Origin of the sequence: Pseudomonas sp. R45(2017) (assembly GCF_002112305.1) — a bacterium.
Classification (GTDB): Bacteria; Pseudomonadota; Gammaproteobacteria; order Pseudomonadales; family Pseudomonadaceae; genus Aquipseudomonas; species Aquipseudomonas paraglycinae.
Genome location: NZ_NEHH01000009.1, coordinates 255,648 through 282,531 on the forward strand (window position 1 = coordinate 255,648; position 26,884 = coordinate 282,531).

Sequence of the window (26,884 nt, forward strand, 5' to 3'; positions counted from 1 at the left end):
CTTGGAGAGGGGATCGCTAAAAGTCGCACATTGTATAGGGTTTTAGCCGCTGATGGCAGGCAACAAAAAACCGCAGGCTCCAACGGAGGCTGCGGTTTTTTATGATGCGGCGTTGATCAGTGCGTGCGGGCGACCGCGAATTCGCTCAGCTCAACCAGTGCATCGCGGTATTCGCTGGCTGGCAGTGCGTCGAGGCATTTGATCGCACGGGCCACGTAGTCACGGGCCAGTTGCGCGGTGTATTCCAGCGAACCGGACGCTTCCACGGCAATGCGGATGCTTTCCAGGTCTTCGATCCCGCCTTTCTGGATCGCCTGGCGTACCAGTGCGGCTTGTTCTGGCGTGCCTTCGCGCATGGTATAGATCAGCGGCAGGGTCGGCTTGCCTTCGGCCAGATCGTCACCGACGTTCTTGCCCAGGGTTTCGGCGTCGCCTTTGTAGTCGAGCAGGTCGTCGACCAGTTGGAACGCCACGCCCAGGTGGTCACCGAAGGTGCGCAGGGCTTCGCTCTGCTCGGCGGTGGCACCGGCCAGCGCAGCGGCGCTGTGGGTCGAAGCCTCGAACAGCATCGCGGTCTTGCCGCGGATCACTTCCATGTAGGTTTCTTCGGTGGTGCTGGCGTCGCGAACCTTGGACAGCTGCAGCACTTCGCCTTCGGCGATGATGCGCGTGGCCTGGGACAGGATCTTCATTACCGGCATCGAGCCCAGTTCGACCATCATCTCGAACGAGCGCGAGTACAGGAAGTCGCCGACCAGTACGCTCGGGGCGTTGCCCCACATGGCGTTGGCGGTCGAACGGCCACGGCGCATGCCGGACATGTCGACCACGTCGTCATGCAGCAGGGTGGCGGTGTGCAGGAATTCGATGGTGGCGGCCAGCAGGCGCATGTCGTCGCCTTCGCGACCCAGGGCCTTGCCACACAGCAGCACCAGTAAAGGACGCAGGCGTTTGCCGCCGGCCGACGTGATGTAATCGCCGATTTTCGATACCAGCGGCACTCGGGAAGTCAGCTGCTTCTTGATGATGCCGTCGACGGCGCTAAAATCGTCCGCCACCGCGCGGTAGAAAGCTTGGGGTTGCATCAGCGACAGGTGCTCCAGAAGGGTTGCGCGGCATGCTAGGACCCACGTCCGGGCCTGTCAAGGCGCGATGGACGGCCCCTTGCACGACTTCGAAGGCTTGCGTACAATCGCGCACCCTGAACTTCCTGGGCAGCACCTGCCTTACGCAATTGCACTTGGGCCGTTCCAGCCCCATGCAGCCATGCCAGCCAATACCTCTTCTTATAAAGAGCTGGGTGAGCAGGATTATCGGAGAAATACCATGTACGCAGTAATCGTTACCGGCGGTAAGCAATACAAGGTCGCTGAAGGTGAATACCTGAAGATCGAAAAACTGGAAGTCGCTACTGGCGAATCCGTGACTTTTGACCGCGTTCTGTTGGTCGCCAATGGCGACGACGTGAACATCGGCGCACCTGTTGTTGCTGGCGCAACCGTCAAGGCTGAAGTGATCTCCCAAGGTCGTCACGATAAAGTCCGCATCATCAAGTTCCGTCGCCGTAAGCACCACATGAAGCGTATGGGCCACCGCCAGTGGTTCACCGAGATCAAAATCACCGGTATTCAGGCTTAATTACAGCCTAATTCCTCACTAGGAGAATTGAACTCATGGCACACAAAAAAGCTGGTGGTAGTACCCGTAACGGTCGCGACTCAGAAGCCAAACGCCTTGGCGTGAAGATGTATGGCGGCCAGGTCATCAAGGCCGGCAACATCATCGTGCGTCAGCGCGGCACCCAATTCCACGCTGGCTACGGCGTTGGCATGGGTAAGGATCACACCCTCTTCGCGAAAATCGAAGGCGTGATCAAGTTTGAAGTAAAAGGCGCCTTCGGTCGTCGTTACGTGAGCGTTGTCGCAGCCTAACTGCGAGAGTGCTGGAGAAGCCCTGTCTTGCGACGGGGCTTTTTCGTTTGTGGGGTGAGTCTCTTGCAAAGCTGTTTGTATGGGCTGCCGGCGTGCGATGCAGGTCGTGGATTGGGGTCGCTGCGCTCATTTTTGCAAGAGTCTTATGTCTTGATTGTTTTTCGGCTCGTCCGTACGGCGAGAGGCGTTGGTTATGAAGTTTGTTGATGAAGTATCGATCCGCGTAAAGGCTGGTGACGGTGGCAATGGCTGCATGAGTTTCCGTCGGGAAAAATTCATTGAAAACGGCGGTCCGAACGGTGGTGATGGCGGTGACGGCGGTTCCATCTACATGATGGCCGACGAAAACCTCAACACCCTGGTGGACTACCGTTACACCCGGCACTTCGATGCCGAGCGTGGCTCCAACGGCGGCAGCACCGACTGCACCGGCAAGAAGGGTGAAGACCTGATCCTGCGCGTGCCGGTCGGCACCACCGTGATCGACTCAGCCACCCAGGAAGTCATCGGCGACCTGACCAAGGCTGGTCAGAAGCTGATGGTGGTTCAGGGTGGCTGGCACGGTCTGGGTAATACCCGTTTCAAATCCAGTACCAACCGTGCGCCGCGCCAGACCACCCCGGGCAAGCCGGGCGAGCAGCGCGACCTGAAACTGGAAATGAAGGTTCTGGCCGACGTTGGCCTGCTGGGCCTGCCGAACGCGGGTAAAAGCACCTTTATCCGCTCGGTATCGGCTGCCAAGCCGAAAGTCGCCGATTACCCGTTCACCACGCTGGTGCCGAACCTGGGTGTGGTCAGCGTCGATCGCTGGAAAAGCTTCGTCATCGCCGACATCCCGGGGCTGATCGAAGGCGCTTCCGACGGTGCCGGTCTGGGTATCCGTTTCCTCAAGCACCTGGCGCGTACTCGTCTGTTGCTGCACCTCGTGGACATGGCGCCGCTGGACGACAGCAGTGCGCCGGACGCCGCTGAAGTGATCGTCAACGAGCTGATCAAGTTCAGCCCGTCGCTGGCTGAGCGTGATCGCTGGCTGGTGCTGAACAAGTGCGACCAGATCCTCGAAGAAGAGCACGAGGAGCGGGTCAAGGAAATCGTTGATCGTCTGGAGTGGACCGGTCCGGTCTACGTGATTTCGGCCATCGCCAAAGAAGGCACCGAGCGCCTGACGCGCGACATCATGCGCTACCTGGAGGATCGTGCCGATCGCCTGGCCAATGACCCGGCCTACAAGGAAGAGCTGGCCGATCTCGATCAGCGCATCGAAGACGAAGCCCGTGCTCAGTTGCAGGCGCTGGACGACAAGCGTGCCCTGCGTCGCAGTGGCGTGAAGTCGGTTCACGACATCGGTGACGATGACTGGGACGAAGAAGATGTGGATGACGAAGACGGTCCGGAAATCATTTACGTGCGTGACTGATTCGTTGCAGTAAACTTAAGCGCCGCTCAATCGAGCGGCGTTTTAGTATCTGGAAATCGGTTGGTCACGAATAACCACGAATAACGTCACGGGCAGCGCTGGGTCGCGTTGCCCTCAAGCTAAGGTTGAAGATGATGCGGAGCAAGGTGACAGGTGCGCAGCGTTGGGTCGTGAAGATCGGCAGCGCTTTGCTGACGGCGGATGGCAAAGGGCTGGATCGCGCGGCAATGGGTGTCTGGGTCGAGCAGATGGTGGCTTTGCACGAGGCCGGCGTCGAGCTGGTGCTGGTGTCCTCCGGGGCAGTGGCGGCGGGCATGAGTCGCTTGGGCTGGACCGCTCGACCCAGTGCGATGCACGAGCTCCAGGCCGCTGCCGCAATCGGCCAGATGGGCTTGGTGCAGGCTTGGGAATCGAGCTTTGCCGAGCATGGCCGACACACTGCGCAGATTCTCCTGACCCACGACGACCTGTCCGATCGCAAGCGCTACCTGAACGCTCGCAGTACCTTGCGCGCGTTGGTCGAGCTGAAAGTCATCCCGGTGATCAACGAAAACGACACCGTGGTCACCGACGAAATCCGTTTCGGCGACAACGATACGCTCGCGGCGCTGGTGGCCAACCTGGTTGAGGCCGATCTGCTGGTGATCTTGACGGATCGCGACGGCATGTTCGACGCCGATCCGCGCAATAACCCTGACGCCCAACTGATTTACGAAGCGCGCGCCGATGATCCGACGCTGGATGCGGTGGCGGGCGGTACTGGTGGTGCATTGGGTCGTGGCGGCATGCAGACCAAGCTGCGCGCGGCGCGGCTGGCGGCACGTTCCGGCGCGCATACCATCATTGTTGGTGGGCGTCTGGAGCGCGTGCTTGATCGTCTGAAGGCGGGTGAGCGCATTGGTACGTTGCTGTCGCCTGAGCGCGGCATGCTCGCGGCGCGCAAGCAGTGGCTGGCCGGACATCTGCAAACCCGTGGCACGCTGGTGTTGGATGATGGTGCGGTTTCCGCGTTGTCCCAGGGCAACAAAAGCTTGCTGCCGGTTGGTGTCAAACTGGTTCAGGGCAGTTTTCGTCGCGGCGAAATGGTGGTTTGCGTGGCGCCGGACGGTCGTGAGATCGCCCGTGGCCTGGCCAACTACAGCGCGCTGGAAGCACAAAAAATCATCGGTCAGTCGTCTGATGCGATTGTCGGTTTACTGGGTTACATGGCTGAGCCGGAACTGGTTCACCGTGACAACCTGATTCTGGTGTAAGGAAAACGCGATGCGCATGGCAAAAGGATTGTTGGGCTTGTTGATGGCGCTGCCATTGCTGGCCTCGGCCGAGGAAATCGGTCAGGTGTCGACGGTGTTCAAATTTGTCGGGCCCAACGACCGGATCGTGGTCGAGGCATTCGATGATCCGAAGGTTGAAGGTGTGACTTGCTACCTGTCGCGCGCCAAGACGGGTGGTGTGAAGGGTGGGTTGGGTCTGGCAGAGGATCGTGCCGAGGCGTCCATTGCTTGTCGTCAGGTCGGGCCGATCAACTTCAAGGGTGAGTTGAAGGATGGCGAAGAGGTGTTCAAGGAGCGCACTTCGCTGGTGTTCAAGACCATGCAAGTGGTGCGATTCCTCGACAAGAAGCGCAATACGCTGGTGTATCTGGTCTACAGCGATCGTCTGATCGAGGGTAGCCCGCAGAATGCGGTGACGGCGATCCCGATTTTGCCGTGGGCGTCGGCTCGTTAATCGCGCGTAAAAAAGAGGAGTCGGTTGGCTCCTCTTTTTTTTGCCTGTGATTTGCTGAGGTCAGAGCAAATCGCAGGCAATAAAAAACCGACCCTGAGGTCGGTTTTTTAATGACTACGTCGCTTAGGCAGCTTCTTTCAGTGCCTTGACGTGGCCATTCAGGCGGCTCTTATGACGAGCAGCCTTGTTCTTGTGGATGATGCCTTTATCGGCCATACGGTCGATAACTGGCACAGCCAGAACGTATGCAGCTTGAGCTTTTTCAGCGTCTTTTGCGTCGATGGCTTTAACTACATTCTTGATGTAGGTACGAACCATGGAACGCAGGCTGGCGTTGTGGCTGCGACGCTTCTCAGCCTGTTTTGCACGTTTTTTGGCGGAAGGTGAGTTGGCCACCGTCGAGCTCCTCGAAAGACTTTTTAGGAAATAGCAAACAAAATAGGCCGCGAATCATGCCGATGAAGAGATGTCTTGTCAAGGGCGCTTGAGACGTTCCGCTAAGTGGTAGGTATAAAGAGGCGGGATATTTATTTCCGGCGCTTGACCTGTAAACTCGCGAGCTTTGGCTCTGTGCTGTTGCGGCGCGGAGTATCGCACAAGTGGGCGCGTTATTCGCCTGCTGTTTATCGACAGGCACACATTCCTTCAATGAATCTGCTCAAATCGTTGGCCGCCGTCAGCTCTATCACGATGCTTTCCCGGATTCTCGGGTTTGTTCGCGACACGCTCATCGCCCGTACCTTCGGCGCCGGAATGGCGACCGACGCCTTCTTCATCGCCTTCAAACTGCCCAATCTGCTGCGCAGGATTTTTGCCGAGGGGGCGTTTTCCCAGGCTTTTGTGCCGATCCTGGCCGAATATAAAAACCAGAAGGGCGAAGAGGCAACTCGCACCTTTATTGCTTACGTTTCCGGCCTGCTGACGCTAGTGCTGGCGCTGGTCACCGCGCTCGGCATGATCGCCGCGCCCTGGGTGATCTGGGCCACGGCGCCGGGTTTCACCGATACGCCGGAAAAATTCCAGCTGACCACCGACCTGCTGCGAGTGACCTTCCCCTATATATTGCTGATCTCCCTGTCTTCACTGGCGGGTGCGATCCTCAATACCTGGAACCGTTTCTCGGTGCCGGCATTCGTGCCGACCCTGCTCAACGTCAGCATGATCGTGTTTTCGCTGTTCCTGACGCCGTACTTCGATCCACCGGTCATGGCCCTCGGCTGGGCAGTGCTGGTTGGTGGTCTGGCGCAGTTGCTCTATCAACTGCCGCACCTGAAAAAGATCGGCATGCTGGTGCTGCCGCGCCTGAACCTGCGCGATACCGGTGTCTGGCGGGTGATGAAGCAGATGTTGCCGGCAATCATCGGCGTCTCGGTCAGCCAGATTTCCCTGATCATCAACACCATTTTCGCCTCGTTCCTGGTGGCGGGTTCGGTGTCGTGGATGTATTACGCCGACCGTTTGATGGAACTGCCGTCCGGTGTGCTGGGTGTGGCGTTGGGCACGATTCTGCTGCCGACCTTGGCCAAGACCTACGCCAGCAAGGATCGCCACGAATATTCGCGGATTCTCGACTGGGGCCTGCGCCTGTGCTTCGTGCTGGTGCTGCCGTGTGCGCTGGCGCTGGGGATTCTGGCCGAGCCGTTGACGGTTTCGCTGTTCCAGTACGGCCAGTTCAGCGGTTTTGACGCGGAAATGACGCAGCGGGCGCTGATTGCCTATTCTGTCGGTCTGCTCGGGATTATCGTGATCAAAGTGCTGGCGCCGGGCTTTTATGCGCAACAAAACATCCGTACGCCGGTAAAAATCGCAATCTTCACCCTGGTGGTTACTCAACTGTTCAACCTGGTGCTGATCGGTCCGCTGGCCCATGCCGGTCTGGCGTTGGCGATCAGCGCCGGTGCCTGCCTGAATGCCGGGCTGCTGTTCTATCAATTGCGCAAACAGCAGATGTATCAACCGCAGCCGGGCTGGTTGAAGTTCGGTTTCAAGCTTGTGGTTGCGGTGGCGGTGATGTCGGCGGTGCTGTTGATCGGCATGCATTTCATGCCCGCTTGGGATCAGGGCCACATGTTGGAGCGCTTCCTGCGCCTGGGCGCGTTGGTGGTTGCCGGCGTGGTCGCTTATTTCGGTATGTTGCTGCTGCTTGGTTTCCGCCTGCGCGACTTCAATCGCAAGGCGTTGAACTGAGGTTTCACCCTTGAAAGACGGGCGCGAGCCGGCAGTTTTGTCGGATCGATCACTTTGGGTTACGGTGTTGCCTGTCGTCGGCCGTCGGGTGTGGTTATAATCGGCCACTTTATGAGCAAGAAGCGCGTTATGCAGCTGGTTCGAGGCCTCCACAATCTGCGCCCCCAGCATCGGGGCTGCGTCGCCACTATTGGCAACTTTGACGGTGTTCACCGTGGTCACCAGGCTATTCTGGCCCGACTGCGTGAGCGTGCGCTCGAGTTGGGCGTACCCAGCTGCGTGGTGATTTTCGAGCCGCAGCCACGGGAATTCTTTGCCCCGGAGACCGCGCCGGCGCGTCTGGCCCGGTTGCGCGACAAGCTGCAACTGCTGGCCGCCGAAGGCGTCGACCGGGTCTTGTGCCTGGCCTTCAACCAGCGCCTGAGCAAACTCAGCGCCAGCGAGTTCGTCGATACCATCCTGGTCGATGGCCTCGGCGTGCAGCATCTGGAGGTCGGTGACGATTTCCGCTTCGGTTGCGACCGTCTCGGTGATTTTGATTTCCTGTTGCAGGCCGGGCAGGTTCACGGTTTTACCGTGGAAGCCGCGCAAACCGTCGAGCTGGACGGCATTCGTGTCAGCAGCACCCAGGTGCGCAACGCGTTGGCCGCCGCCGATTTCGCGCTCGCCGAACGTTTGCTCGGTCGCCGATACCGGATTGCCGGTCGCGTGCTGCATGGCCAGAAACTGGCCCGTCAACTGGGTACGCCCACGGCGAATATTCAACTGAAACGCCGTCGCGTGCCGTTCACCGGGGTTTACCTGGTCGACGTCGACATCGACGGCAAGACCTGGCCCGGCGTCGCCAATATCGGCGTTCGGCCCACGGTCCAAGGTGATGGCAAGGCCCACCTTGAAGTCCATCTTTTAGATTTTGCCGGCGATCTGTATGACCGGCGTTTGACGGTGGTTTTCCACCAGAAGCTGCGTGAAGAGCAGCGTTTCGCCTCCCTGGAGGCATTGAAAACGGCGATCAGCGCGGATGTCGCCGCCGCCCGTGCACTAGCCGCACCTAGCGCCCATCGCTAATGAAGAGCCTTAAATGACCGACTATAAAGCCACGCTAAACCTTCCGGACACCGCCTTCCCAATGAAGGCCGGCCTGCCACAGCGCGAACCGCAGATCCTGCAGCGCTGGGACAGTATTGGCCTGTACGGAAAGTTGCGCGAGATTGGCAAGGATCGTCCAAAGTTCGTCCTGCACGACGGCCCTCCGTACGCCAACGGTACGATCCACATCGGTCACGCACTGAACAAGATTCTCAAGGACATGATCATCCGCTCGAAGACCCTGTCGGGCTTCGACGCGCCGTATGTCCCGGGCTGGGATTGCCACGGCCTGCCGATCGAGCACAAGGTCGAAGTGACCCACGGCAAGAACCTGGGCGCGGACAAGACCCGCGAACTGTGCCGTGCCTACGCCACCGAGCAGATCGAAGGGCAGAAGACCGAGTTCATCCGCCTCGGCGTGCTGGGCGACTTCGCCAATCCGTACAAGACCATGAACTTCAAGAACGAGGCCGGTGAAATCCGCGCCCTCGCCGAAATCGTCAAGGGCGGTTTCGTGTTCAAGGGCTTGAAACCTGTGAACTGGTGCTTCGATTGCGGTTCGGCCCTGGCCGAAGCGGAAGTCGAGTACGAGAACAAGAAGTCCTCGACCATCGACGTAGCGTTCCCGATCGCTGACGAGGCCAAACTGGCCGCCGCATTCGGTCTGCCGTCCCTGGGCAAACCGGCCTCGATCGTGATCTGGACCACCACCCCGTGGACCATCCCGGCGAACCAGGCGCTCAACGTTCACCCGGAGTTCACCTACGCCCTGGTCGACATCGGCGACAAGCTGCTGGTGCTGGCTGAAGAACTGGTCGAATCCTGCCTGACCCGTTACGGCGTCGAAGGCACCGTATTGGCCACCGCACCGGGTTCGGCGCTGGAACTGATCAATTTCCGTCACCCGTTCTATGACCGTCTGTCGCCGGTGTACCTGGCCGACTACGTGGAACTGGGCGCCGGCACCGGCGTGGTTCACTCCGCCCCGGCCTACGGCGTGGACGACTTCGTGACCTGCAAGAAATACGGCATGGTCAACGACGACATCCTCAACCCGGTACAAAGCAACGGCGTTTACGTGCCGTCGCTGGAATTCTTCGGCGGCCAGTTCATCTGGAAAGCCAACCCGGCCATCGTTGAAAAACTCACCGAAGTCGGTGCGCTGCTGCACACCACTGTCATCGAACACAGCTACATGCACTGCTGGCGCCACAAGACCCCGCTGATCTACCGCGCCACCGCGCAGTGGTTCATCGGCATGGACAAGGAGCCGGTATCCGGCGACACCCTGCGCGTGCGCTCGCTCAAAGCCATCGAAGACACCAAGTTCGTCCCGGCCTGGGGCCAGGCGCGCCTGCACTCGATGATCGCCAACCGTCCGGACTGGTGCATCTCCCGTCAGCGCAACTGGGGCGTGCCGATCCCGTTCTTCCTGAACAAGGAAAGCGGCGAGCTGCACCCACGCACCGTCGAGCTGATGGAAGAAGTCGCCAAGCGCGTTGAAGTCGAAGGCATCGAAGCCTGGTTCAAACTCGACGCGGCCGAACTGCTGGGCGATGAAGCGCCGCAGTACGACAAGATCAGCGACACCCTCGACGTCTGGTTCGACTCGGGCACCACGCACTGGCACGTCCTGCGCGGTTCGCACCCGATGGGCCACGAGACCGGCCCGCGTGCCGACCTGTACCTGGAAGGTTCGGACCAGCACCGTGGCTGGTTCCACTCGTCCTTGCTGACCGGTTGCGCCATCGACAACCACGCGCCGTACCGCGAGCTGCTGACCCACGGTTTCACCGTGGACGAGTCCGGCCGCAAGATGTCCAAGTCCCTGGGCAACGTGATCGCGCCGCAGAAAGTCAACGACACCCTGGGCGCCGACATCATGCGTCTGTGGGTCGCGTCGACCGACTACTCGGGCGAGATGGCCGTGTCCGAGCAGATCCTGCAACGCAGTGCGGATGCCTACCGTCGTATCCGTAACACCGCACGCTTCCTGCTTTCCAACCTGACCGGTTTCAACCCGGCCACCGACCTGCTGCCGGCCGAAGACATGCTGGCGCTGGATCGCTGGGCGGTGGATCGCACCCTGCTGCTGCAACGCGAGTTGCAAGAGCACTACGGCGAATACCGTTTCTGGAACGTCTACTCGAAGATCCACAACTTCTGCGTGCAGGAGCTGGGTGGTTTCTACCTGGACATCATCAAGGATCGCCAGTACACCACCGGCGCCGACAGCAAGGCCCGTCGTTCGTGCCAGACCGCGCTGTTCCACATCTCCGAAGCGCTGGTGCGCTGGATCGCGCCGATCCTGGCGTTCACCGCCGACGAGCTGTGGCAATACCTGCCGGGCGAGCGCAACGAATCGGTGATGCTCAACACCTGGTACGAAGGCCTGACCGAGTTGCCGGAAGGCTTCGAGCTGGGTCGCGAGTACTGGGATCGCATCATGGAAGTGAAGGTGGCGGTCAACAAAGAGATGGAAATCCAGCGCGCGGCCAAGGCCGTCGGTGGCAACCTGCAAGCCGAAGTGACGCTGTTCGCCGAAGACGCGCTGACCGCCGACCTGGCCAAGCTGAGCAACGAGCTGCGCTTTGTCCTGATCACTTCGACTGCCACTGTTGCGCCGTTCGTGCAGGCTCCGGCCGACGCCGTGGCCACCGAAGTCAGCGGCCTGAAGCTGAAGATCGTCAAGTCCGCCTTCCCGAAATGTGCCCGTTGCTGGCACTGCCGCGAAGACGTCGGCGTGAACCCGGAGCATCCGGAAATCTGCGGCCGTTGCGTGGACAACATCGATGGCGCCGGCGAGGTTCGTCACTATGCCTAATGCCGTTGGCCGTTTCGGACGGCTGAGCTGGCTCTGGTTGAGCTTGCTGGTTCTGGTCATTGACCAGGCCAGCAAGTTCTACTTCGAAGGCAAGCTCGAGATGTTTCAGCAGATTGTGATCATCCCTGATTACTTCAGCTGGACACTGGCCTACAACACCGGCGCTGCCTTCAGCTTCCTCGCGGACAGCTCTGGCTGGCAGCGCTGGCTGTTCGCCCTGATCGCGATTGCGGTCAGTGCGGTGCTGGTGGTCTGGCTCAAGCGCCTGGGCCGCAACGAAACCTGGCTGGCCATTGCGCTGGCGCTGGTTCTGGGCGGCGCACTGGGCAACCTTTATGACCGCATTGCCCTGGGCCATGTGATCGACTTCATTCTGGTGCACTGGCAGAACCGCTGGTACTTCCCGGCGTTCAACTTCGCCGACAGCGCCATCACCGTTGGCGCGGTGATGCTGGCACTGGACATGTTCAAAACCAAGAAATCCGGAGAAACCGTTCATGACTGAACAGGTATTGGCTGAGCAACGCATCGGCCAGAACACGGAAGTCACCTTGCACTTTGCATTGCGCCTGGAGAACGGCGACACAGTCGACAGCACCTTCGACAAAGCCCCGGCGACCTTCAAGGTCGGCGACGGCAACCTGCTGCCGGGCTTCGAGGCGGCGTTGTTCGGCTTCAAGGCCGGCGACAAGCGTACCCTGACCATTGAACCGGAAAACGCATTCGGCCAGCCAAACCCGCAAAACGTACAGATCATTCCGCGTTCGCAGTTCGCGGACATGGAACTGTCGCCGGGTCTGCTGGTGATCTTCAACGATGCGGCCAATACTGAGCTGCCGGGTGTGGTGAAAGAGTTCGACGACGCGCAAGTGACCGTCGACTTCAACCACCCGCTGGCCGGCAAGACGCTGACCTTTGACGTGGAAATCTTCTCCGTCAAAGCGCTGTAATTGCTGTTCTTCAGGAGCCGGCTGACCGGCTCCTGTAATGATCCAATCTTTCGCGCGCAAGACACGAGGCACCGCATGCAAATCAAACTCGCCAACCCCCGTGGCTTCTGCGCCGGCGTGGACCGGGCGATCGAAATCGTCAACCGCGCCCTGGAGGTTTTCGGGCCGCCGATCTATGTGCGTCATGAAGTGGTGCACAACAAGTTCGTGGTCGAAGACCTGCGCAGTCGTGGCGCGATCTTCGTCGAAGAGCTCGATCAGGTACCGGACGACGTGATCGTGATCTTCAGTGCCCACGGCGTTTCGCAAGCCGTGCGCACCGAAGCCGCCGGCCGTGGCCTGAAAGTGTTCGACGCCACCTGCCCGCTGGTGACCAAGGTGCATATCGAAGTCGCGAAATACAGCCGCGACGGTCGCGAGTGCATCCTGATCGGCCACGCCGGTCACCCGGAAGTCGAAGGCACCATGGGCCAGTACGACGCCAGCAATGGCGGCGCGATCTACCTCGTCGAAGACGAGAAGGATGTCGCCGAGTTGCAGGTGCACAACCCTGAAAAACTCGCCTTCGTCACCCAGACCACGTTGTCCATGGATGACACCAGCCGTGTCATCGATGCGCTGCGTACGCGTTTCCCGGCTATTGGCGGGCCGCGCAAGGACGATATCTGCTACGCCACACAAAACCGTCAGGACGCGGTCAAGCAATTGGCCGACGAATGCGACGTGGTGTTGGTGGTCGGCAGCCCGAACAGCTCCAACTCCAACCGCCTGCGTGAACTGGCCGAGCGCATGGCCACGCCGGCCTACCTGATTGATGGCGCCGAAGACCTGCAAAAAAGCTGGTTCGACGGTGTCGAGCGTATCGGCATCACCGCCGGCGCCTCCGCTCCGGAAGTACTGGTGCGTGGCGTGATTCAGCAGTTGCAGGCCTGGGGCGCCACCGGCGCCGACGAACTGGCCGGGCGTGAGGAGAACATCACGTTCTCGATGCCTAAAGAGCTGCGCGTTCGCTCGATCTGATCGCTTTATCCTTTCGGCATAACGCCTGTTCAGTCTTTTGGCTGGTCAGGCGTACGCGACCGGTTGCTGCCAGCACCACCTGGAGCCGGCTGACCGGCTCGCGAGCCGAGCATAGATGTAACGTCCCCGCCTGAAACTTCCGATCCGGCACCAGTGGCTGGCCCAGGCTGCTGAAGCGTATGTAGCGGCTCACCAGCCAGTTGCCGACAATCGGTATCCGTCCGTCACTCGCCTGCTCGATCAGCAATGGATTACCGGCATCTACCGGACCCTTTCCGCTGATATCCAGAATGATCCGCCAGCCCTGACCCCAATCACCGTTGATGCCATGAATCACCACGCTCTGATTGCGCGTGATGGCCATGGTCCGGGCATTACGAATCCCGTCGAGCAAAGACTGCGCGGCCTGCTGCCGCCGGTTTGATTCGGTGAAGTCCGCCAGCGCCGGACTGACCAGCGACAGAACAATTGCGCCGATCGCCAGTCCCATAAGCAGTTCGACCAGACTGAAACCCTGTTGCGGCATGTGCGCCTCCTCCCTGGATTGTGCACGGCGGCGCAATCCGTGCGCCGCACGCGGTAAATCAACCGGCGCATGCCGGTCGAATGTTCTAGGTTTGTACAGGTATAGCCGACGGCAACGGAGGGCATCGATGGATCATCGTACAAAAGGTTTCACACTGATCGAGCTGTTGGTGGCGCTCGCGGTGTTTGTGATCCTGATCACGATGGCGGTGCCGGCATTCACCCGTTCGGTGCAGGGCAGCAAGGCCGACACCGAGGTCGGCGACCTGCAACGGGCCCTCAATTACGCAAGGCTCGAGGCGATCAACCGGGGCGTCACCACCCGCTTGCGGCCGAGTGCCGGCGGCACGGTCTGGACCGGTGAACTGTCGGTCTACGACAGTACTGGCACTCCGGCCAATGTATTGCGGGTTGTTCCAGCGATGAGCAGCGGCGCGACTCTGACGCTACCCTCTGGAGTGACCGCGCTGGATTTCAACAACCTGGGCGGGCTGGCGGCACCGTCCACGGCGGTGGCCATCAGTTATGTGCTGGGAACGCAAAGCAGGACGCTGAACGTGTGTCTGAACGGACGAATTCAATTGGGTGGAAATTGCGGATGAGGGCAGGGAGCAAGCACGCACAGGAGGGCATGACGCTGATTGAAGTGCTGGTCGCGTTACTGATTCTGACGGTCGGGTTGCTGGGCGCAGCAGCGGTTCAGCTCAATGCGCTGAAGTACACCGACAGCTCACGGATGACCAGCCAGGCGAGTTTCATCGCCTACGACATGATGGACCGGATCCGTGCCAATTCGGGCGCCGACTACACTGTCACGCCGCCGACTACGGGCAACCTGAGTGTCGCCCGGGATCAGGATCTCTACGACTTCACCACCAACATCGTCAATTTTGGCGGACCGACCGCCACCGGCAGCATCACCCTCAATCAGCGCGTGTACACCATCACCATCACCTGGAGTGACGCGCGTGCTGCCAATACGACCAGTGCAACCCGCAGCTTTGTGCTGACCAGCCGCGCTGCGGTCGATCCGGTGGCCACGCCATGAAGCGCAAAAACCTGGGCTTTGGCCTGATCGAAATGCTGGTTGCTCTGGCGCTGGGGTTGATCGTGGTACTCGGCGTGGTGCAGATTTTCCTGGCGGCGAAGAATACTTACGTCAGCCAGAACAGTGCGGCCGCCATGCAGGAAGACGCGCGGTTCGTGTTGAGCAAGATGATTCAGGAACTGCGCATGGTGGGTATGTTCGGCTGCCTGGGCACGATTACCGATTCCAGCTCGGCGGGGGATTTCAATACGGCGCAGATCACGCCGATCAGCTGGGACAACGCCAACCTCAAGCTGACCCTGGTTACCGCCGATGTCGGCAGTGCGGGCGGGACACCGACCTGGACCGTGGTCTCCGATTGCCGCAACAGCGCCACCGCTTATACCGGCGCGCGGGCGGCGGCGACGGGCCAGATCGCATTTCCGATCCGTCGGCTGGTCTACAGCTTCAGCAACAACCAGATTCTGATGGGCACCGGCAGCGGTAACCCGGCCCAGCAGGTGCTGGTGAACAACGTCAGCGCGTTCACGGTGATGTTTGGTCTTGCGAGTTCCGCGACCGACGTCGCGGCGTCCACCTACAGCGCCAACCCCGGTGATCCGGCACGGATCCGCAGCGTGCGCCTGAGCCTGACCCTCACTGACCCGAACAACCGGGTCCGCAATCAAACCTTCAACGTGGTTGCCGCCTTGCGCAACCGCTTGCAGTGAGGGGCGAACGATGAACGTTTCTCTCCATCGGCGACGGTCCCAGGGCGGCATGGTGTTGCTGGTCAGTCTGGTGTTTCTGCTGCTCCTGACGGTGATCGGCCTGTCATCGATGCAGAGCGCCAACCTGCAGGAAAAAATGGCTGGCAGCGTGAGCCTGCGCAATCAATCGTTCCAGACTGCCGAGGCGGCACTGCGTATCGGTGAAAGTGCGGTGCAACTGGACGGCTACGCGCTGGCGGTGTGCGCCAGCACCACTCAATGTGCGCCGCCGGCGGAATCCTCGGTGGTCAGCGCAGCGGGGCTCAACTCCACGTCGGGCGTGACCTGGATCGCCGCTGGCAGCGGGTTTTACGGAGTGCAGAACATCGGCACGACCCTGACGGCGGTGAATGTGCCGAGCAACACCTCGGCGACTTTGTACAGGGTCACGGCCGTCGGCATCGCCGGTACTTCGCGCAGTGTGGTGGAGAGTGTTTATGCGAAGTACTGAGCGACGCTTCAAGTGGCTGTCGCTGCTGCTCGGCATGCTGACCGGGCTTTATCTGGCTGCACCGGCGTTTGCTTTCACGCCGTCCGATTCGCCGCTGTTGAGCGCGGCGGCCGTGCCACCGAACGTGATGTTGATGATCGACGACTCGGGCAGCATGAACAGCATCATTTATGCGACGGGTTTTGATCCGACCGTGGATCGCACGGCGGCCCGCCAGTGCAACGCGGTCATCGGCCTGTGCCTGAGCTCAACTGCCATTACCGGCGATACGATCTTTCTGTCGAGCCTGCCAACCTCCGGCTGCTCCGGCGGTGCCTATGCGTTCTACAACAACAGCCTGACGCCGCTCTGCCTGAAGCTGCCGGATCCGGTGGGCAGCGGCAACACTCGCTATTCGGCGGATTACATTTCCTATGTGGTCGGGCTGGCGATCAACAACGGCACGCGCGACTTCACCACCGGCGCGATTCCCAACGACTACCGGATCAACGTGGCGCGCAACGTTTCCACCGCACTGGTCACCAGCAACCGCAACCTGCGCATGGGTCTGGCCACCTTCAACCCGGCCACCAGCAATAACCCTGGCAACGGTGGTTTCATTGCCCGCTCCATCAGCGACCTGTCACCGGTCAGCGGCAGCGTGACCCAGGCCCAGGCCGACACCAACTACAACGCACTGATTTCGTCGATCAACGGCCTGAGCGCGGTGGCCAACACGCCGCTGGCCGAGACCTACTACGAAATCACCCGCTACATGCGCGGGATGGCGCCGTACTACAACAGCACGCCGAGCACTTACACCAGCCCGATCCAGTACCGCTGCCAGAAAAACTACGGGGTGGTCATTACCGACGGTTTGCCGACCTACGACCGCACCTTTCCGAGCAATGATCCACTGGGTGGCAGCCGCTTGCCGAACTGGGACGGCATCAACAATGACGGGAACAACCTGAACGGGGACGGGGAGGGCGATACGCTGTATCTGGACGATATCGCCAAGTTCGCCTTCGATATCGACATGCGTTCGACCGGTACCGACGCGGCAGGCAAGAGCTGGAATGCGGTGGATTTTCCCAGGCAGAACATGAACACCTACACCGTGGGTTTTACCGCTTCCAACGACATGCTCTCGGACGCCGCCGATTACGGACAGGGCCGCTACTACCAGGCGACCGACAGCGCCGGCCTGAATGCCGCGCTGTCTTCGGCGTTGAGCGACATCACCTCCAAGGCCGGCTCTGGCGGCAGCGGTGTCGCCAGTGGCACCACGCTGGCGAGCGGCACCAGTTATTTCCAGACCAGTTATGACCCCAAGGACTGGCGCGGCACGATCAAGTCCTTTGGCTTCAACTCGGCCGGGGCGGTCAATACGTCGGCGGTGCTGTGGACCACCGACACCGCCATCGTGCCCGGCGCTACCGCGCCGACCTACCAGTCGTGGAACACCCTGAACAACGCGGCGGTGACGCTGGCCTACGGCAACTTCTCCCCGGCCCAGCAGACCGTTCTCAGCCAGGGTTTACCGGTCGGCATCAGCGGCATCGACCTGGTCGAATGGAGCAAGGGCACCAACAAGGCCGGGCTCAAAGTGCGCAGCGTATTGCTCGGGGACATCATCAACTCGCCGCTCGTATTGGCTTCGCCCACGGAAAAAACCGCTTCCGATCTGGCCGGTGACACCACCTACAGCACCTACCTGACCACCAAGGCTTCGAACATGAATGCCAGCCTGGTGGTGAACGCCAACGACGGTTTTGTCAGCGTCATCAACTCGGCCAACGGTACCCGGCGCTATGCCTACATGCCGTCCAGCGTATTGCCCTCGCTGCGCCTTATTGCCGATCCGAACTACGTCAACGGCGTCAGCCACAAGTTTCTGGTGGATGGTCAGATCGGTGTGTTCGACGCGCAATTCGGCACAGCCTGGAAAACCCTGGCCATCGGCGGGACGGGGGCCGGTGGCAAGAGTTTCTACGGGCTTCAGCTGTTCGACGCCTCGGCGGGCAACGTTATCCGCGCCTTGTGGGAAGTCAGCGCGCCCGCCACCGCCAGTACTTCCAACGCTTTCAATGATCTGGGTTACGCCTATGCCCGTCCGGAGGTGGCACGCTTGGCCGATGGTCGCTGGGCGGCGTTCATTGCCAACGGTTACGGCAGCAACTCCGGGGTGGCGGCGCTGTATGTGCTGGATGTGCGTGACGGCTCGCTGATCAGGAAAATCGTCATCGACAGTACGGAAACCACCAACGGTTTGTCCTCGGTGAAGCTGCGGGTCAATTCGCAGAACGTGGTACAGGCCGCATATGGCGGTGACTTGAAGGGGCGGTTGTGGAAATTCGACCTGAGCGCCACGTCGTCCGACAGCTGGGGCGTAGCGTTTTCCGGCAGGCCGTTGTTCACCACGGCTGGTGGGGCGACTCAGCCGATCACCGCGCAACCGTTGCTGGCGGACAATGCTCTGGGCGGCAAACAGATTTTCGTCGGCACCGGCAAATTCAACGAAACTGCCGACAAGACCAACAAGGATTTGCAGGCGTTCTATTCGGTGTGGGACGCCGATGGCGGGTCGGGCCAGATCACAGTCAGCAGTTTGCAGGCGCAGGCGATTACCGGGGTGTTCTCCGGCAGTACCGGGCAGTTCGTCACCACCAGCCAGAACGACACGACCTATCCAGCGGAGAAGGGCTGGTACCTGCCGCTGGTGTACAACAACGCGTTGACCGGCGAACGGGTGATCAACCAGGCCAGTCTGGTGCTGGGACGCATCGTGTTCACCACGGCCAGTGTCGATACCACCGACCCGTGTTCCAGTTTCGGTACCGGCAAACTGATCGAACTCGATGCGTTCAGCGGTAAGATGCTCAACTACGCGGTGCTCGACACCAACGCTGATGGCGTGGTCGACAGCAACGATACGATTTCCAGCGGCGTGGTGTTCACCGGCGGTATCCCGACCCTGAACGCCATCGTCAACGGTGCATCACGCAAGGTCGTGAACGATTCCAGTGGCGGTATCACCACCCTGGTGGAAAAATCCGGCGGCGGCAGCCGTCGTATCATGTGGCGCCAAATTCAGTAAGCGAGAGTTCGAGGCATGCGCAGATCCAACCGAGGTTTCACCCTGATCGAAATCATGATCGTGATTGCGATCATAGGTATCGTCATCACCATCGGCTATCCGAGCCTCACCGAATACGTGAAGAAGGGCCGCCGTGCCGACGTGGTCAGCAATTTGTCGGAACAGGCACAGATCCTCGAACGCTTCTATTCGAAGAACAACGTCTACACCGGTGTCACCGGGTTGAGCACTGGCAACGATTTCTACACCATCACGCCGACGATCACCGATCAGGCCTTCCTGCTGACTGCGACCCGCAAGACCGGCACGGCCATGGCCACTGACAAGTGCGGGGATTTCACCCTCACCAACACCGGTGTCAGAAGCATGAACAACGCGACCACCGGGCTGACCACCAAGGATTGCTGGGGCCGCTGAGCCGCTTTATTTCGGGCGCCATTTGCGCCCACTGTCTTTTTTACGGTTGGATCAAACATGACCAGGCAACAGCAAGTGGTGATTGTCGGTGGCGGAGTGATTGGCCTGCTCACCGCGTACAACCTCGCCTCCGAGGTCGGCAGCGTGGTGCTGCTGGATCGTTCGAACGTCGGCCAGGAATCGTCCTGGGCCGGCGGCGGTATCGTCTCTCCGCTGTACCCGTGGCGCTACAGCCCGGCCGTCACCGCGCTGGCGCACTGGTCGCAGGATTTTTATCCACAACTGGGCGAACGCCTTTTTGCCGATACCGGGGTCGATCCCGAAGTGCACACCACCGGCCTGTACTGGCTGGACTTGGATGACGAATCTGAAGCGCTGGCGTGGGCCAAAAGGGAAAACCGCCCACTGCGGGCTGTGGATATCTCGGCGGCGCATGATGCGGTGCCGGTGCTCGGTGGCGGTTTTTCCCGGGCGATCTACATGGCCGACGTAGCCAACGTGCGCAATCCGCGGCTGGTGAAGTCTTTGAAAGCGGCGTTGCAGGCGCTGCCGAACGTGACGATTCACGAGCAGTGTGAAGTCAGCGGGTTTGTCCGTGATGGCGAGCGGGTGGTAGGCGTGCAGACTTCCACGGGTGTGATCGCTGGCGATCAGGTCGTTTTGACCGCAGGCGCGTGGAGCGGCGAATTACTCAAGACTCTGAATCTTTCCCTACCGGTGGAGCCGGTGAAGGGCCAGATGATTCTCTACAAGTGCGCGGCGGATTTCCTGCCGAGCATGGTGCTGGCCAAGGGGCGCTACGCGATTCCGCGCCGCGACGGGCATATTCTCATCGGCAGTACGCTGGAGCACGAAGGCTTCGACAAAACCCCGACGGACAATGCGCTGGAAAGCCTCAAGGCATCGGCGGTCGAACTGTTGCCGGCGCTGGCCGATGCCGAAGTGGTGGGGCACTGGGCCGGGCTGCGGCCGGGCTCGCCCGAAGGCATTCCTTACATTGGCCGGGTTCCGGGTTTTGACGGTCTGTGGCTGAACTGCGGGCATTACCGCAACGGGCTGGTGCTGGCGCCTGCATCCTGTCAGTTGTTTGCCGATGTGATGCTGGGGCGTGCGCCGATCATTGATCCGGCGCCGTATGCACCGGCCGGACGGATCTAGTCAGTTTTTCTTTCGGCGACTGACAAATCGCTTTCGCGGGCAAGCCCGCGAAAGAGGCGTTAATCCAGACCCAGCTTCTTCAGCCTGTAGCGCATCGACCGAAACGAAAGACTCAACCGCTGCGCTGCCGCCGTGCGATTCCAGCGAGTCTCCTCCAGCGCCTGCAGAATCAGTTTGCGTTCGACGCTCTCCAGATAGTCTTCCAGGTTGTCGATTTGCGTGAGATCGGCAATACCACCTTCAGCGGCGGCGTTTCCTTCACTCAGGCGTAAATCCTCGGCCTCGATCGTGCGGTTTTCACACAGGGTGTGCGCCCGCTCAAGCACGTTCTCCAGCTCCCGCACGTTGCCCGGAAAACGGTAGTTTTTCAGCGCCTCTAGGGCATGAGGATGAAGACGTGCAGCCGGTTGCCCGGTGCCATTGGCCAGGCGCTTGAGCATATGGACGGCCAGTGCTTCGATGTCCTCGCGACGTTCGCGCAGGGACGGCACACGCAGTTCGATCACGTTGAGCCGGTAATACAGATCCTGACGAAAACGCTCGGCAGACACTTCCGCGTCGAGGTCCTTGTGCGTTGCGCAGAGGATGCGCACATCGACCACGGTTTCCTGTTGGCCGCCGACGCTGCGCACGGCTTTTTCCTGGATCGCCCGCAGCAGCTTGACCTGCATCGGCAGCGGCAGGTCCGCCACTTCATCGAGAAACAGCGTGCCGCCATGGGCCGCCTGAAACAGCCCCGGTTTATCCTCCACCGCGCCGCTGAAACTGCCTTTGCGGTGGCCGAAGAACTCGCTTTCCATCAACTCAGACGGAATCGCCCCGCAGTTCACCGGCACAAATGGCTGGCTGGCGCGCGGGCCCTGCTCATGAATCAATCGGGCCACCAGCTCCTTGCCACTGCCGGACTCGCCGCTGATGTAGACCGGCGCTTGACTGCGGGCCAGTTTGTCGATCTGTTTGCGCAGATTGCGCATCGGTGGTGAGTCGCCGAGCAACCGCCGGTCGATCGAAGTGCAGACATTGCCCGGCGCCGGCATGCGCAATGCCGAGCCGACCAGCTCGCGCAGGCGTGTCAGGTCCACCGGTTTGGTCAGGAAGTCGAAAGCCCCGGCTTTCAGGGCGTTGATCGCCGTTTCCAGGCTGCCGTAGGCGGTGATCATTGCCACCGGCAGTTGTGGATAACGTTGCTGAATGTGCTGCACCAGTTCCAGGCCGGTGCCGTCGGGCAGGCGCATGTCGGTCAGGCACAGATCGAAGGTCTCGCGGTGCAGCAGCGCCTGGGCTTCATTGAAATTGCGTGCGCTGAAGGTGTCGAGTTTCATCCGTCCCAGGGTGATTTCCAGGAGTTCGCGGATATCCGGCTCGTCGTCGACGATGAGGATTTTTTGCCGTGGGCTCGTGTTCAACTTTGTTTCCGTCCGTGAGCAAAGGTGATGCGAAAGCAGCCGCCGCCTTGGCGTGATTTGAAGTCTAGGCGCGCTTGATTGCTTTCGCACAGCTCACGGGACAGATAAAGCCCAAGGCCGGTGCCCTGGCTGCTGGTGGTAAAGAACGGTTCGAACAGGTGAGCCTGCTGATCCAGCGGCACGCCGGGGCCGTTGTCCTGCACTTCGAGCACGGCCAGCGTGCTCTCGGGGTCGATGGACAGCGTCAGCCAGACCTCGGCCGGATCGTGCAAAAGGGCGCTGTGGCGCCAGCCGTTGCGTAACAGATTGTCGAGAATCTGCGTGAGCTGGCCGGGATCCATCAACGTGCGGAAATCCCCCGGGCCGATGTGCAGATGAATGTGCTGGCGCTCGCCGGCCTGTTCGCGGCTCTCGCTGACGAACTGCTCCAGCCACGGTTTGAGATCCAGCCGTTGCGGCGCGCTCTGCTGGCGGCGGGACAGTTGCAGGACGTTTTCGATGACTCGGTTCATGCGCAGGGAGTGGTCTTGAATGATCTGCGTCAGACGCCGATCCGCGCCGTCGAGTTCCTCGGATTCCTGCAACAGCTGCGCGGCATGACTGATGGCCCCCAGCGGATTGCGGATTTCATGGGCGATACCGGCGGTCAGCCGGCCCAGCGCGGCCAGTTTCAATTGCTGGGCCTGCTGGGCGATCTGGGCGAGGTCTTCGAGAAACACCAGGGTCTGGCGATTCGGGCTCTGTTCCAGGGCGATGAAGCTCGGCTGCAGCTCCAGGCCGTTGCCGGCGATTTTCAGGCTTTGCGGGCGCAGGGTCGGGTTGTTCAGCCACAGTTGCAGGCGTTCGACCAATGCGCTCGAGTGGTCGTCGATCAAGTCGCCTTCAAGGTGCGTTTGTCCCAGCAGGGCCTTGGCGCTGTGGTTGGCCAGTTGCACCCGGCGCTGTTCGTCGAGCACCAGAATGCCGGTGCGCATGCGTTGCAGGATCAGCGCGTTGAGGGCTTCGAGCCCCACGACCTCGCTGGCGCGCAACTCGGCCAGGTTCTCACTGACTTCGAGACGACGGATCAACCCTTGCACCAGCAGCGAGGCGGCAAAGCACAAGGCGCCGAGGGTGCCGGCCTGCAGATAGTCGTTGGCGCTCAGGGGATGGCTGAAACTCAGCAGAAAGCTGAGCCCGACGATGCCGAGGGTGGCGACGGCGGCGATCAGCAGGCCGATGCGTCGTCGCAGCAAGGTGTTGCTGATGGCCACCGAAACGATCAGCAAGTTGCCGATCGCACTGGCCACACCGCCCGCTGCGTAGAACACGCCGCACAGCAGCAGAATGTCGACCAGTGCCAGAGCGAACAACTGGGCTGGGCGGCGGATGTTCTCGAGAAACACCACCAGCAGGATGTTCAGCACCAGGTACAACCAGCTGCCATTGCGCAGCAACTCGTCGTTGGCCGAGGTCAGCAGGCGGTTGTCCATGTTGCTGGAGATCAGCAACACCAAGGTGATGCCGACACTCAAACGGTACAGATGATAGAGGCGCAGCAGTCGCTGGGCCTGTTTGCTGTCGGCGTTTTCGGCCTCAGCGATCACTGGAACCGGGGCCTTGCTCAAGGTGAGCCTGGCTGCAATACCACTGTTGTTGAAGGTTCAGCGCGCGGTCGCGGGGCAGGTGCACGCCGCAGTGGGCGCAGCGCACCATCGGTGCGGCATCCTGTTCGCGAGGCGGTCGGGCGGACGAGGCGGGGGCCTTGAATTTGCGCCACAACCAGACAGCAGCGGCGATCAAGGCAATCCAGAACAGTAAACGAAGCATGATGGGCGGCTTTTCGGCTAATGATTCGGCAGTTTAGCCAAGGACCCGACAAGCGCACAGCCCAATCACACGCCGCAATAAAAAGGGAGATCCGAAGATCTCCCTTTTTGGCATCACCGAAGTGATCAGTCGAACAGACCGAAGGTCATGTAGCTGAAGATGGAACGGTCGCTGTCGCTCGACTCCGGTTCCGGCTCTTCGATCACGTCGCCGTTTTCGTCTTTTGGCTTGAGCTCGTTCGGGATCGCGTCTTTCGCGTCCTGGAACTGCTTCTGCACGTCCTGGTTGGCGCGGGTCTCTCCCGGCGGCAGCGGCGGACGGGATTCGATCAGGCCCAGAGTGGCCTTGCTCAGGAACGAACGGTTGTCGGCTTCGGCAACGCGAGGCACGAACTGACCGTCCTGCAGGCTCGGGTGGTTCGGGTAGTTGAGCTTCAGGGTTTCCAGGCTGGTGGCCGCCAGTTCGTCCAGATGCAGACGCTGGTAGGCTTCGGTCATTACCGCCAGGCCGTCGCCGACCGATGGGGTCTCCTGGAAGTTTTCCACTACGTAACGGCCACGGTTGGCAGCGGCGACATAGGCCTGACGGGTCAGGTAGTAGTCGGCCACGTGGATTTCGTAGGAAGCCAGCAGGTTGCGCAGGTAGATCATGCGCTGCTTGGCGTCCGGCGAGTAGCGGCTGTTCGGGTAGCGGCTGGTCAGCTGGGCGAACTCGTTGTAGGAGTCGCGGGCGGCGCCCGGGTCACGCTTGGTCATGTCCAGCGGCAGGAAGCGCGCCAGCAGGCCGACGTCCTGGTCGAACGAGGTCAGGCCCTTCAAGTAGTAGGCGTAGTCCACGTTCGGGTGCTGCGGATGCAGACGAATGAAGCGCTCGGCGGCGGACTTTGCAGCTTCCGGCTCCGAGTTCTTGTAGTTGGCGTAGATCAGTTCCAGCTGTGCCTGATCGGCGTAGCGACCGAACGGATAACGCGACTCCAGAGCCTTCAGCTTGGCTGTGGCGCTGGTGTAGCTGTTGTTGTCCAGGTCCTGTTGAGCCTGCTGGTACAGCTCGGCTTCACTCAGGTTTTCGTCTACGACTTCCTTCGATGAGCAAGCAGCGGTCAATGCGAGGATGGCGATCAGCAGCAGGTGTTTCACTTGCATGGCGGCTTGCGTCCCTATGACGGCCGCTGTCTTGGGCGGGGCCGTCCTGTTATGATGAGCGCCCCGTTGAAAAGCCCCGGGGCAAAAGACGCCGTATTTAACCACAAGCGCGCAGCCGAAACCAAAGGCTGTAGCCGACGCCCAGTCCGAGCATGTCCGATAAAATTGAACTTCGCGCAGAGGTGCCGTCCGAATTGGGCGGCCAACGCCTCGATCAAGTCGCCGCCCAACTCTTCGCCGAGCACTCGCGCTCGCGCCTTTCCGCCTGGATCAAAGAAGGTCGCCTGACTGTGGACGGGGCGGTCATCCGCCCGCGCGACATCGTTCATGGCGGTGCCATCCTTGAGCTGACTGCCGAGCAGGAGGCCCAGGGTGAATGGGTCGCTCAGGACATCGAACTCGACATCGTCTATGAAGACGACGACATTCTGGTGATCAACAAGCCTGCGGGCCTGGTGGTGCACCCGGCTGCCGGTCACGCTGATGGCACCTTGCTCAACGCCTTGCTGCACCACGTTCCGGACATCATCAATGTCCCGCGCGCCGGTATCGTGCATCGTCTGGACAAGGACACCACCGGTCTGATGGTGGTGGCCAAGACCATTCAGGCGCAGACCAAACTGGTCGCGCAGCTGCAAAGCCGCAGCGTCAGCCGGATCTACGAGTGCATCGTGATCGGCGTGGTGACCGCCGGCGGCAAGATCAACGCCCCGATCGGTCGTCACGGCCAGCAGCGCCAGCGCATGGCGGTGATGGAAGGCGGCAAGCCGGCCGTCAGCCACTACCGCGTGCTGGAGCGCTTCCGTTCCCACACCCACGTACGGGTGAAGCTGGAAACCGGTCGTACTCACCAGATTCGCGTGCACATGGCGCACATCAACTTCCCGTTGGTCGGCGACCCGGCGTACGGCGGTCGTTTCCGCATTCCGCCGGCCGCGAGCCAGACCATGGTCGAATCCCTCAAGCACTTCCCGCGTCAGGCCCTGCATGCGCGGTTCCTTGAGCTGGATCACCCGACCACCGGTGAGCGCATGAGCTGGGAATCGCCGCTGCCGGAAGATCTGGTGTGGCTGCTGACCCTGCTCAAACAGGACCGCGAGGCATTCATCGGATGAACTGGCTGACGCCGGACTGGCCCGCGCCGGCCAGCGTCAAGGCCTGTGTCACCACTCGCGAGGGCGGCGTCAGCGAGGCGCCGTTCGACAGCCTCAACCTGGGCGATCATGTCGATGACCGTCCCGAGGCCGTCGTCGAAAACCGTCGGCGCCTGACCGAACACTTCTCTATAAAGCCTGCCTGGTTGCAGCAAGTGCACGGGATTGCCGTGGCGCATGCTGATCCGTCCGTGGTGGCCACGGCGGATGCCAGCTGGACGGCAACACCCGGTATCGCGTGTGCGGCGATGACCGCCGACTGCCTGCCGGCGCTGTTCTGCGACCGTGCCGGTACTCGCGTCGCGGCGGCTCATGCCGGTTGGCGTGGATTGGCGGCCGGCGTGCTGGAGGCCACCCTCGACAGTCTGGACGTGCCCGCCGAAGACGTTCTGGTCTGGCTCGGCCCGGCTATCGGCCCGCAAGCCTTTGAAGTCGGCCCGGAAGTCCGGGAAGTATTCATCAATCAATTGCCCGAAGCCGAGACAGCCTTTGTCCCGAGCCACAACGCCGGCAAGTTCATGGCTGACATCTATAAGCTGGCGCGGCTGCGTCTGGCGGTCCGCGGTGTCACCGCTGTTTATGGTGGCGGTTTCTGTACAGTGACCGATCCGCGCTTCTTTTCCTATCGCCGTGCGCCTCGCACTGGTCGCTTCGCCTCTTTAGTCTGGCTTACCCGCTAAACTCTCTGATCTGCATCAACTCCCTGACGCTTGAATCTTCCAGAATCGACCGCATCTATAGCGGTATCTGGCAGGTTTCTTTATTCAGGATGGTTTTTTAGGTCCGGCCTGCTCAAAAGG

27 protein-coding genes are annotated in these 26,884 nt (G+C 60.9%); 20 read left to right on the forward strand and 7 right to left on the reverse strand.

The features are described 5' to 3' along the window. Positions 1-116 precede the first annotated feature (116 nt). On the reverse strand, positions 117-1,085 hold the full coding sequence (locus CAF74_RS21775) for a polyprenyl synthetase family protein (RefSeq protein ID WP_007950962.1): 969 nt from the start codon (positions 1,083-1,085) through the stop codon (positions 117-119). A 241-nt stretch (positions 1,086-1,326) separates the two neighbouring features. Here CAF74_RS21775 and rplU point away from each other — a divergent pair, with 241 nt between their 5' ends. The 5 genes from rplU (at position 1,327) to CAF74_RS21800 (ending at position 5,076) form a co-directional block, all read left to right on the forward strand. Further along, positions 1,327-1,638, forward strand: coding sequence for a 50S ribosomal protein L21 (rplU, locus tag CAF74_RS21780; RefSeq protein WP_003228361.1), 312 nt, complete (start codon positions 1,327-1,329; stop codon positions 1,636-1,638). 35 nt (positions 1,639-1,673) lie between these two features. Beyond that, positions 1,674-1,931, forward strand: a complete 258-nt coding sequence (gene rpmA / locus CAF74_RS21785; RefSeq protein WP_003228360.1) for a 50S ribosomal protein L27 — start codon at positions 1,674-1,676, stop codon at positions 1,929-1,931. 193 nt (positions 1,932-2,124) lie between these two features. Beyond that, complete coding sequence (gene cgtA / locus CAF74_RS21790) at positions 2,125-3,348, forward strand: Obg family GTPase CgtA (RefSeq protein ID WP_085747710.1); 1,224 nt, start codon at positions 2,125-2,127, stop codon at positions 3,346-3,348. 134 nt (positions 3,349-3,482) lie between these two features. Beyond that, positions 3,483-4,601 carry a glutamate 5-kinase gene (proB, locus tag CAF74_RS21795; RefSeq protein WP_045121906.1) on the forward strand — a complete coding sequence of 373 codons (1,119 nt, stop codon included), beginning with the start codon at positions 3,483-3,485 and terminating at the stop codon, positions 4,599-4,601. A 10-nt stretch (positions 4,602-4,611) separates the two neighbouring features. Next, positions 4,612-5,076, forward strand: a complete 465-nt coding sequence (locus tag CAF74_RS21800; RefSeq protein WP_085747711.1) for a CreA family protein — start codon at positions 4,612-4,614, stop codon at positions 5,074-5,076. Between the two features lie 123 nt (positions 5,077-5,199). On the opposite strand, the gene rpsT is transcribed toward CAF74_RS21800, so the two are convergent. Beyond that, complete coding sequence (gene rpsT / locus CAF74_RS21805) at positions 5,200-5,472, reverse strand: 30S ribosomal protein S20 (protein WP_003228351.1); 273 nt, start codon at positions 5,470-5,472, stop codon at positions 5,200-5,202. Positions 5,473-5,724: 252 nt separating this feature from the next. Here rpsT and murJ point away from each other — a divergent pair, with 252 nt between their 5' ends. From murJ to ispH, 6 genes are all read left to right on the forward strand, one after another. Beyond that, positions 5,725-7,263, forward strand: a complete 1,539-nt coding sequence (gene murJ, locus CAF74_RS21815) for a murein biosynthesis integral membrane protein MurJ (RefSeq protein ID WP_085747712.1) — start codon at positions 5,725-5,727, stop codon at positions 7,261-7,263. 129 nt (positions 7,264-7,392) lie between these two features. Beyond that, positions 7,393-8,331, forward strand: coding sequence for a bifunctional riboflavin kinase/FAD synthetase (gene ribF, locus CAF74_RS21820; RefSeq protein ID WP_085747713.1), 939 nt, complete (start codon positions 7,393-7,395; stop codon positions 8,329-8,331). A 13-nt stretch (positions 8,332-8,344) separates the two neighbouring features. Then, positions 8,345-11,176, forward strand: a complete 2,832-nt coding sequence (gene ileS / locus CAF74_RS21825) for an isoleucine--tRNA ligase (RefSeq protein ID WP_085747714.1) — start codon at positions 8,345-8,347, stop codon at positions 11,174-11,176. Further along, a complete protein-coding gene (gene lspA / locus CAF74_RS21830; RefSeq protein WP_074691487.1) occupies positions 11,169-11,681 on the forward strand; it encodes a signal peptidase II in 513 nt (170 codons plus the stop codon). Before ileS ends, lspA begins: the two co-directional genes overlap by 8 nt. A 7-nt stretch (positions 11,682-11,688) precedes the next feature. Further along, positions 11,689-12,126: an FKBP-type peptidyl-prolyl cis-trans isomerase gene (gene fkpB, locus CAF74_RS21835; protein WP_173892710.1), complete on the forward strand. Its 438-nt coding sequence runs from the start codon at positions 11,689-11,691 to the stop codon at positions 12,124-12,126. A gap of 75 nt (positions 12,127-12,201) precedes the next feature. Next, positions 12,202-13,146, forward strand: coding sequence for a 4-hydroxy-3-methylbut-2-enyl diphosphate reductase (gene ispH, locus CAF74_RS21840; RefSeq protein WP_038361699.1), 945 nt, complete (start codon positions 12,202-12,204; stop codon positions 13,144-13,146). On the opposite strand, the gene CAF74_RS21845 is transcribed toward ispH, so the two are convergent. Continuing rightward, positions 13,118-13,672 carry a GspH/FimT family pseudopilin gene (locus CAF74_RS21845; RefSeq protein ID WP_085747716.1) on the reverse strand — a complete coding sequence of 185 codons (555 nt, stop codon included), beginning with the start codon at positions 13,670-13,672 and terminating at the stop codon, positions 13,118-13,120. The genes ispH and CAF74_RS21845 overlap by 29 nt on opposite strands. Positions 13,673-13,799: 127 nt before the next feature. Between CAF74_RS21845 and CAF74_RS21850 the strand changes: the two genes are divergently transcribed. From CAF74_RS21850 to thiO, 7 genes are read left to right on the forward strand one after another with little or no spacing between them, the layout of a single operon-like run. After that, complete coding sequence (locus CAF74_RS21850; protein ID WP_085747717.1) at positions 13,800-14,273, forward strand: GspH/FimT family pseudopilin; 474 nt, start codon at positions 13,800-13,802, stop codon at positions 14,271-14,273. Beyond that, a complete protein-coding gene (gene pilV, locus CAF74_RS21855) occupies positions 14,270-14,719 on the forward strand; it encodes a type IV pilus modification protein PilV (RefSeq protein ID WP_085747718.1) in 450 nt (149 codons plus the stop codon). The genes CAF74_RS21850 and pilV overlap by 4 nt, the downstream gene beginning before the upstream one ends. After that, positions 14,716-15,429, forward strand: a complete 714-nt coding sequence (locus CAF74_RS21860) for a PilW family protein (protein WP_085747719.1) — start codon at positions 14,716-14,718, stop codon at positions 15,427-15,429. The genes pilV and CAF74_RS21860 overlap by 4 nt, the downstream gene beginning before the upstream one ends. Before the next feature lie 10 nt (positions 15,430-15,439). Further along, a complete protein-coding gene (locus tag CAF74_RS21865) occupies positions 15,440-15,919 on the forward strand; it encodes a PilX N-terminal domain-containing pilus assembly protein (protein WP_085747720.1) in 480 nt (159 codons plus the stop codon). Continuing rightward, entirely contained in the window at positions 15,906-18,998 is a 3,093-nt protein-coding gene (locus CAF74_RS21870; protein ID WP_085747721.1) for a pilus assembly protein, read from the forward strand. Before CAF74_RS21865 ends, CAF74_RS21870 begins: the two co-directional genes overlap by 14 nt. A 15-nt stretch (positions 18,999-19,013) precedes the next feature. Next, the gene (locus CAF74_RS21875) at positions 19,014-19,415 is read left to right on the forward strand and encodes a type IV pilin protein (RefSeq protein WP_085747722.1); all 402 of its coding nucleotides are present in this window, start codon (positions 19,014-19,016) and stop codon (positions 19,413-19,415) included. Between the two features lie 57 nt (positions 19,416-19,472). After that, entirely contained in the window at positions 19,473-20,573 is a 1,101-nt protein-coding gene (thiO, locus tag CAF74_RS21880) for a glycine oxidase ThiO (protein ID WP_085747723.1), read from the forward strand. Between the two features lie 59 nt (positions 20,574-20,632). Here the strand turns inward: thiO and CAF74_RS21885 are convergent, their stop codons facing one another. The 4 genes from CAF74_RS21885 to CAF74_RS21900 form a co-directional block, all read right to left on the reverse strand. After that, on the reverse strand, positions 20,633-21,979 hold the full coding sequence (locus CAF74_RS21885) for a sigma-54 dependent transcriptional regulator (protein WP_085747724.1): 1,347 nt from the start codon (positions 21,977-21,979) through the stop codon (positions 20,633-20,635). Then, complete coding sequence (locus CAF74_RS21890; protein WP_085747725.1) at positions 21,976-23,565, reverse strand: PAS domain-containing sensor histidine kinase; 1,590 nt, start codon at positions 23,563-23,565, stop codon at positions 21,976-21,978. Before CAF74_RS21890 ends, CAF74_RS21885 begins: the two co-directional genes overlap by 4 nt. Continuing rightward, complete coding sequence (locus tag CAF74_RS21895) at positions 23,555-23,788, reverse strand: PP0621 family protein (protein WP_085747726.1); 234 nt, start codon at positions 23,786-23,788, stop codon at positions 23,555-23,557. The genes CAF74_RS21890 and CAF74_RS21895 overlap by 11 nt, the downstream gene beginning before the upstream one ends. A 125-nt stretch (positions 23,789-23,913) precedes the next feature. Then, on the reverse strand, positions 23,914-24,930 hold the full coding sequence (locus CAF74_RS21900) for an outer membrane protein assembly factor BamD (protein WP_085747727.1): 1,017 nt from the start codon (positions 24,928-24,930) through the stop codon (positions 23,914-23,916). A gap of 152 nt (positions 24,931-25,082) precedes the next feature. Between CAF74_RS21900 and rluD the strand changes: the two genes are divergently transcribed. After that, positions 25,083-26,045: a 23S rRNA pseudouridine(1911/1915/1917) synthase RluD gene (gene rluD / locus CAF74_RS21905; RefSeq protein WP_085747728.1), complete on the forward strand. Its 963-nt coding sequence runs from the start codon at positions 25,083-25,085 to the stop codon at positions 26,043-26,045. Then, positions 26,042-26,764 (forward strand): peptidoglycan editing factor PgeF, encoded by a 723-nt coding sequence (pgeF, locus tag CAF74_RS21910; protein ID WP_085747729.1) that lies wholly within the window; start codon positions 26,042-26,044, stop codon positions 26,762-26,764. The genes rluD and pgeF overlap by 4 nt, the downstream gene beginning before the upstream one ends. The last annotated feature ends 120 nt before the right edge of the window (positions 26,765-26,884 follow it).

What these genes read in the sequence shown, in the direction of transcription:
- CAF74_RS21775 (WP_007950962.1), bottom strand. Translation starts at nt 1,085, where the DNA reads ATGCAACCCCAAGCTTTCTACCGCGCGGTGGCGGACGATTTTAGCGCC.
- rplU (WP_003228361.1), top strand. Translation starts at nt 1,327, where the DNA reads ATGTACGCAGTAATCGTTACCGGCGGTAAGCAATACAAGGTCGCTGAA.
- rpmA (WP_003228360.1), top strand. Translation starts at nt 1,674, where the DNA reads ATGGCACACAAAAAAGCTGGTGGTAGTACCCGTAACGGTCGCGACTCA.
- cgtA (WP_085747710.1), top strand. Translation starts at nt 2,125, where the DNA reads ATGAAGTTTGTTGATGAAGTATCGATCCGCGTAAAGGCTGGTGACGGT.
- proB (WP_045121906.1), top strand. Translation starts at nt 3,483, where the DNA reads ATGCGGAGCAAGGTGACAGGTGCGCAGCGTTGGGTCGTGAAGATCGGC.
- CAF74_RS21800 (WP_085747711.1), top strand. Translation starts at nt 4,612, where the DNA reads ATGCGCATGGCAAAAGGATTGTTGGGCTTGTTGATGGCGCTGCCATTG.
- murJ (WP_085747712.1), top strand. Translation starts at nt 5,725, where the DNA reads ATGAATCTGCTCAAATCGTTGGCCGCCGTCAGCTCTATCACGATGCTT.
- ribF (WP_085747713.1), top strand. Translation starts at nt 7,393, where the DNA reads ATGCAGCTGGTTCGAGGCCTCCACAATCTGCGCCCCCAGCATCGGGGC.
- ileS (WP_085747714.1), top strand. Translation starts at nt 8,345, where the DNA reads ATGACCGACTATAAAGCCACGCTAAACCTTCCGGACACCGCCTTCCCA.
- lspA (WP_074691487.1), top strand. Translation starts at nt 11,169, where the DNA reads ATGCCTAATGCCGTTGGCCGTTTCGGACGGCTGAGCTGGCTCTGGTTG.
- ispH (WP_038361699.1), top strand. Translation starts at nt 12,202, where the DNA reads ATGCAAATCAAACTCGCCAACCCCCGTGGCTTCTGCGCCGGCGTGGAC.
- CAF74_RS21845 (WP_085747716.1), bottom strand. Translation starts at nt 13,672, where the DNA reads ATGCCGCAACAGGGTTTCAGTCTGGTCGAACTGCTTATGGGACTGGCG.
- CAF74_RS21850 (WP_085747717.1), top strand. Translation starts at nt 13,800, where the DNA reads ATGGATCATCGTACAAAAGGTTTCACACTGATCGAGCTGTTGGTGGCG.
- pilV (WP_085747718.1), top strand. Translation starts at nt 14,270, where the DNA reads ATGAGGGCAGGGAGCAAGCACGCACAGGAGGGCATGACGCTGATTGAA.
- CAF74_RS21860 (WP_085747719.1), top strand. Translation starts at nt 14,716, where the DNA reads ATGAAGCGCAAAAACCTGGGCTTTGGCCTGATCGAAATGCTGGTTGCT.
- CAF74_RS21865 (WP_085747720.1), top strand. Translation starts at nt 15,440, where the DNA reads ATGAACGTTTCTCTCCATCGGCGACGGTCCCAGGGCGGCATGGTGTTG.
- CAF74_RS21870 (WP_085747721.1), top strand. Translation starts at nt 15,906, where the DNA reads ATGCGAAGTACTGAGCGACGCTTCAAGTGGCTGTCGCTGCTGCTCGGC.
- CAF74_RS21875 (WP_085747722.1), top strand. Translation starts at nt 19,014, where the DNA reads ATGCGCAGATCCAACCGAGGTTTCACCCTGATCGAAATCATGATCGTG.
- thiO (WP_085747723.1), top strand. Translation starts at nt 19,473, where the DNA reads ATGACCAGGCAACAGCAAGTGGTGATTGTCGGTGGCGGAGTGATTGGC.
- CAF74_RS21895 (WP_085747726.1), bottom strand. Translation starts at nt 23,788, where the DNA reads ATGCTTCGTTTACTGTTCTGGATTGCCTTGATCGCCGCTGCTGTCTGG.
- CAF74_RS21900 (WP_085747727.1), bottom strand. Translation starts at nt 24,930, where the DNA reads ATGCAAGTGAAACACCTGCTGCTGATCGCCATCCTCGCATTGACCGCT.
- rluD (WP_085747728.1), top strand. Translation starts at nt 25,083, where the DNA reads ATGTCCGATAAAATTGAACTTCGCGCAGAGGTGCCGTCCGAATTGGGC.
- pgeF (WP_085747729.1), top strand. Translation starts at nt 26,042, where the DNA reads ATGAACTGGCTGACGCCGGACTGGCCCGCGCCGGCCAGCGTCAAGGCC.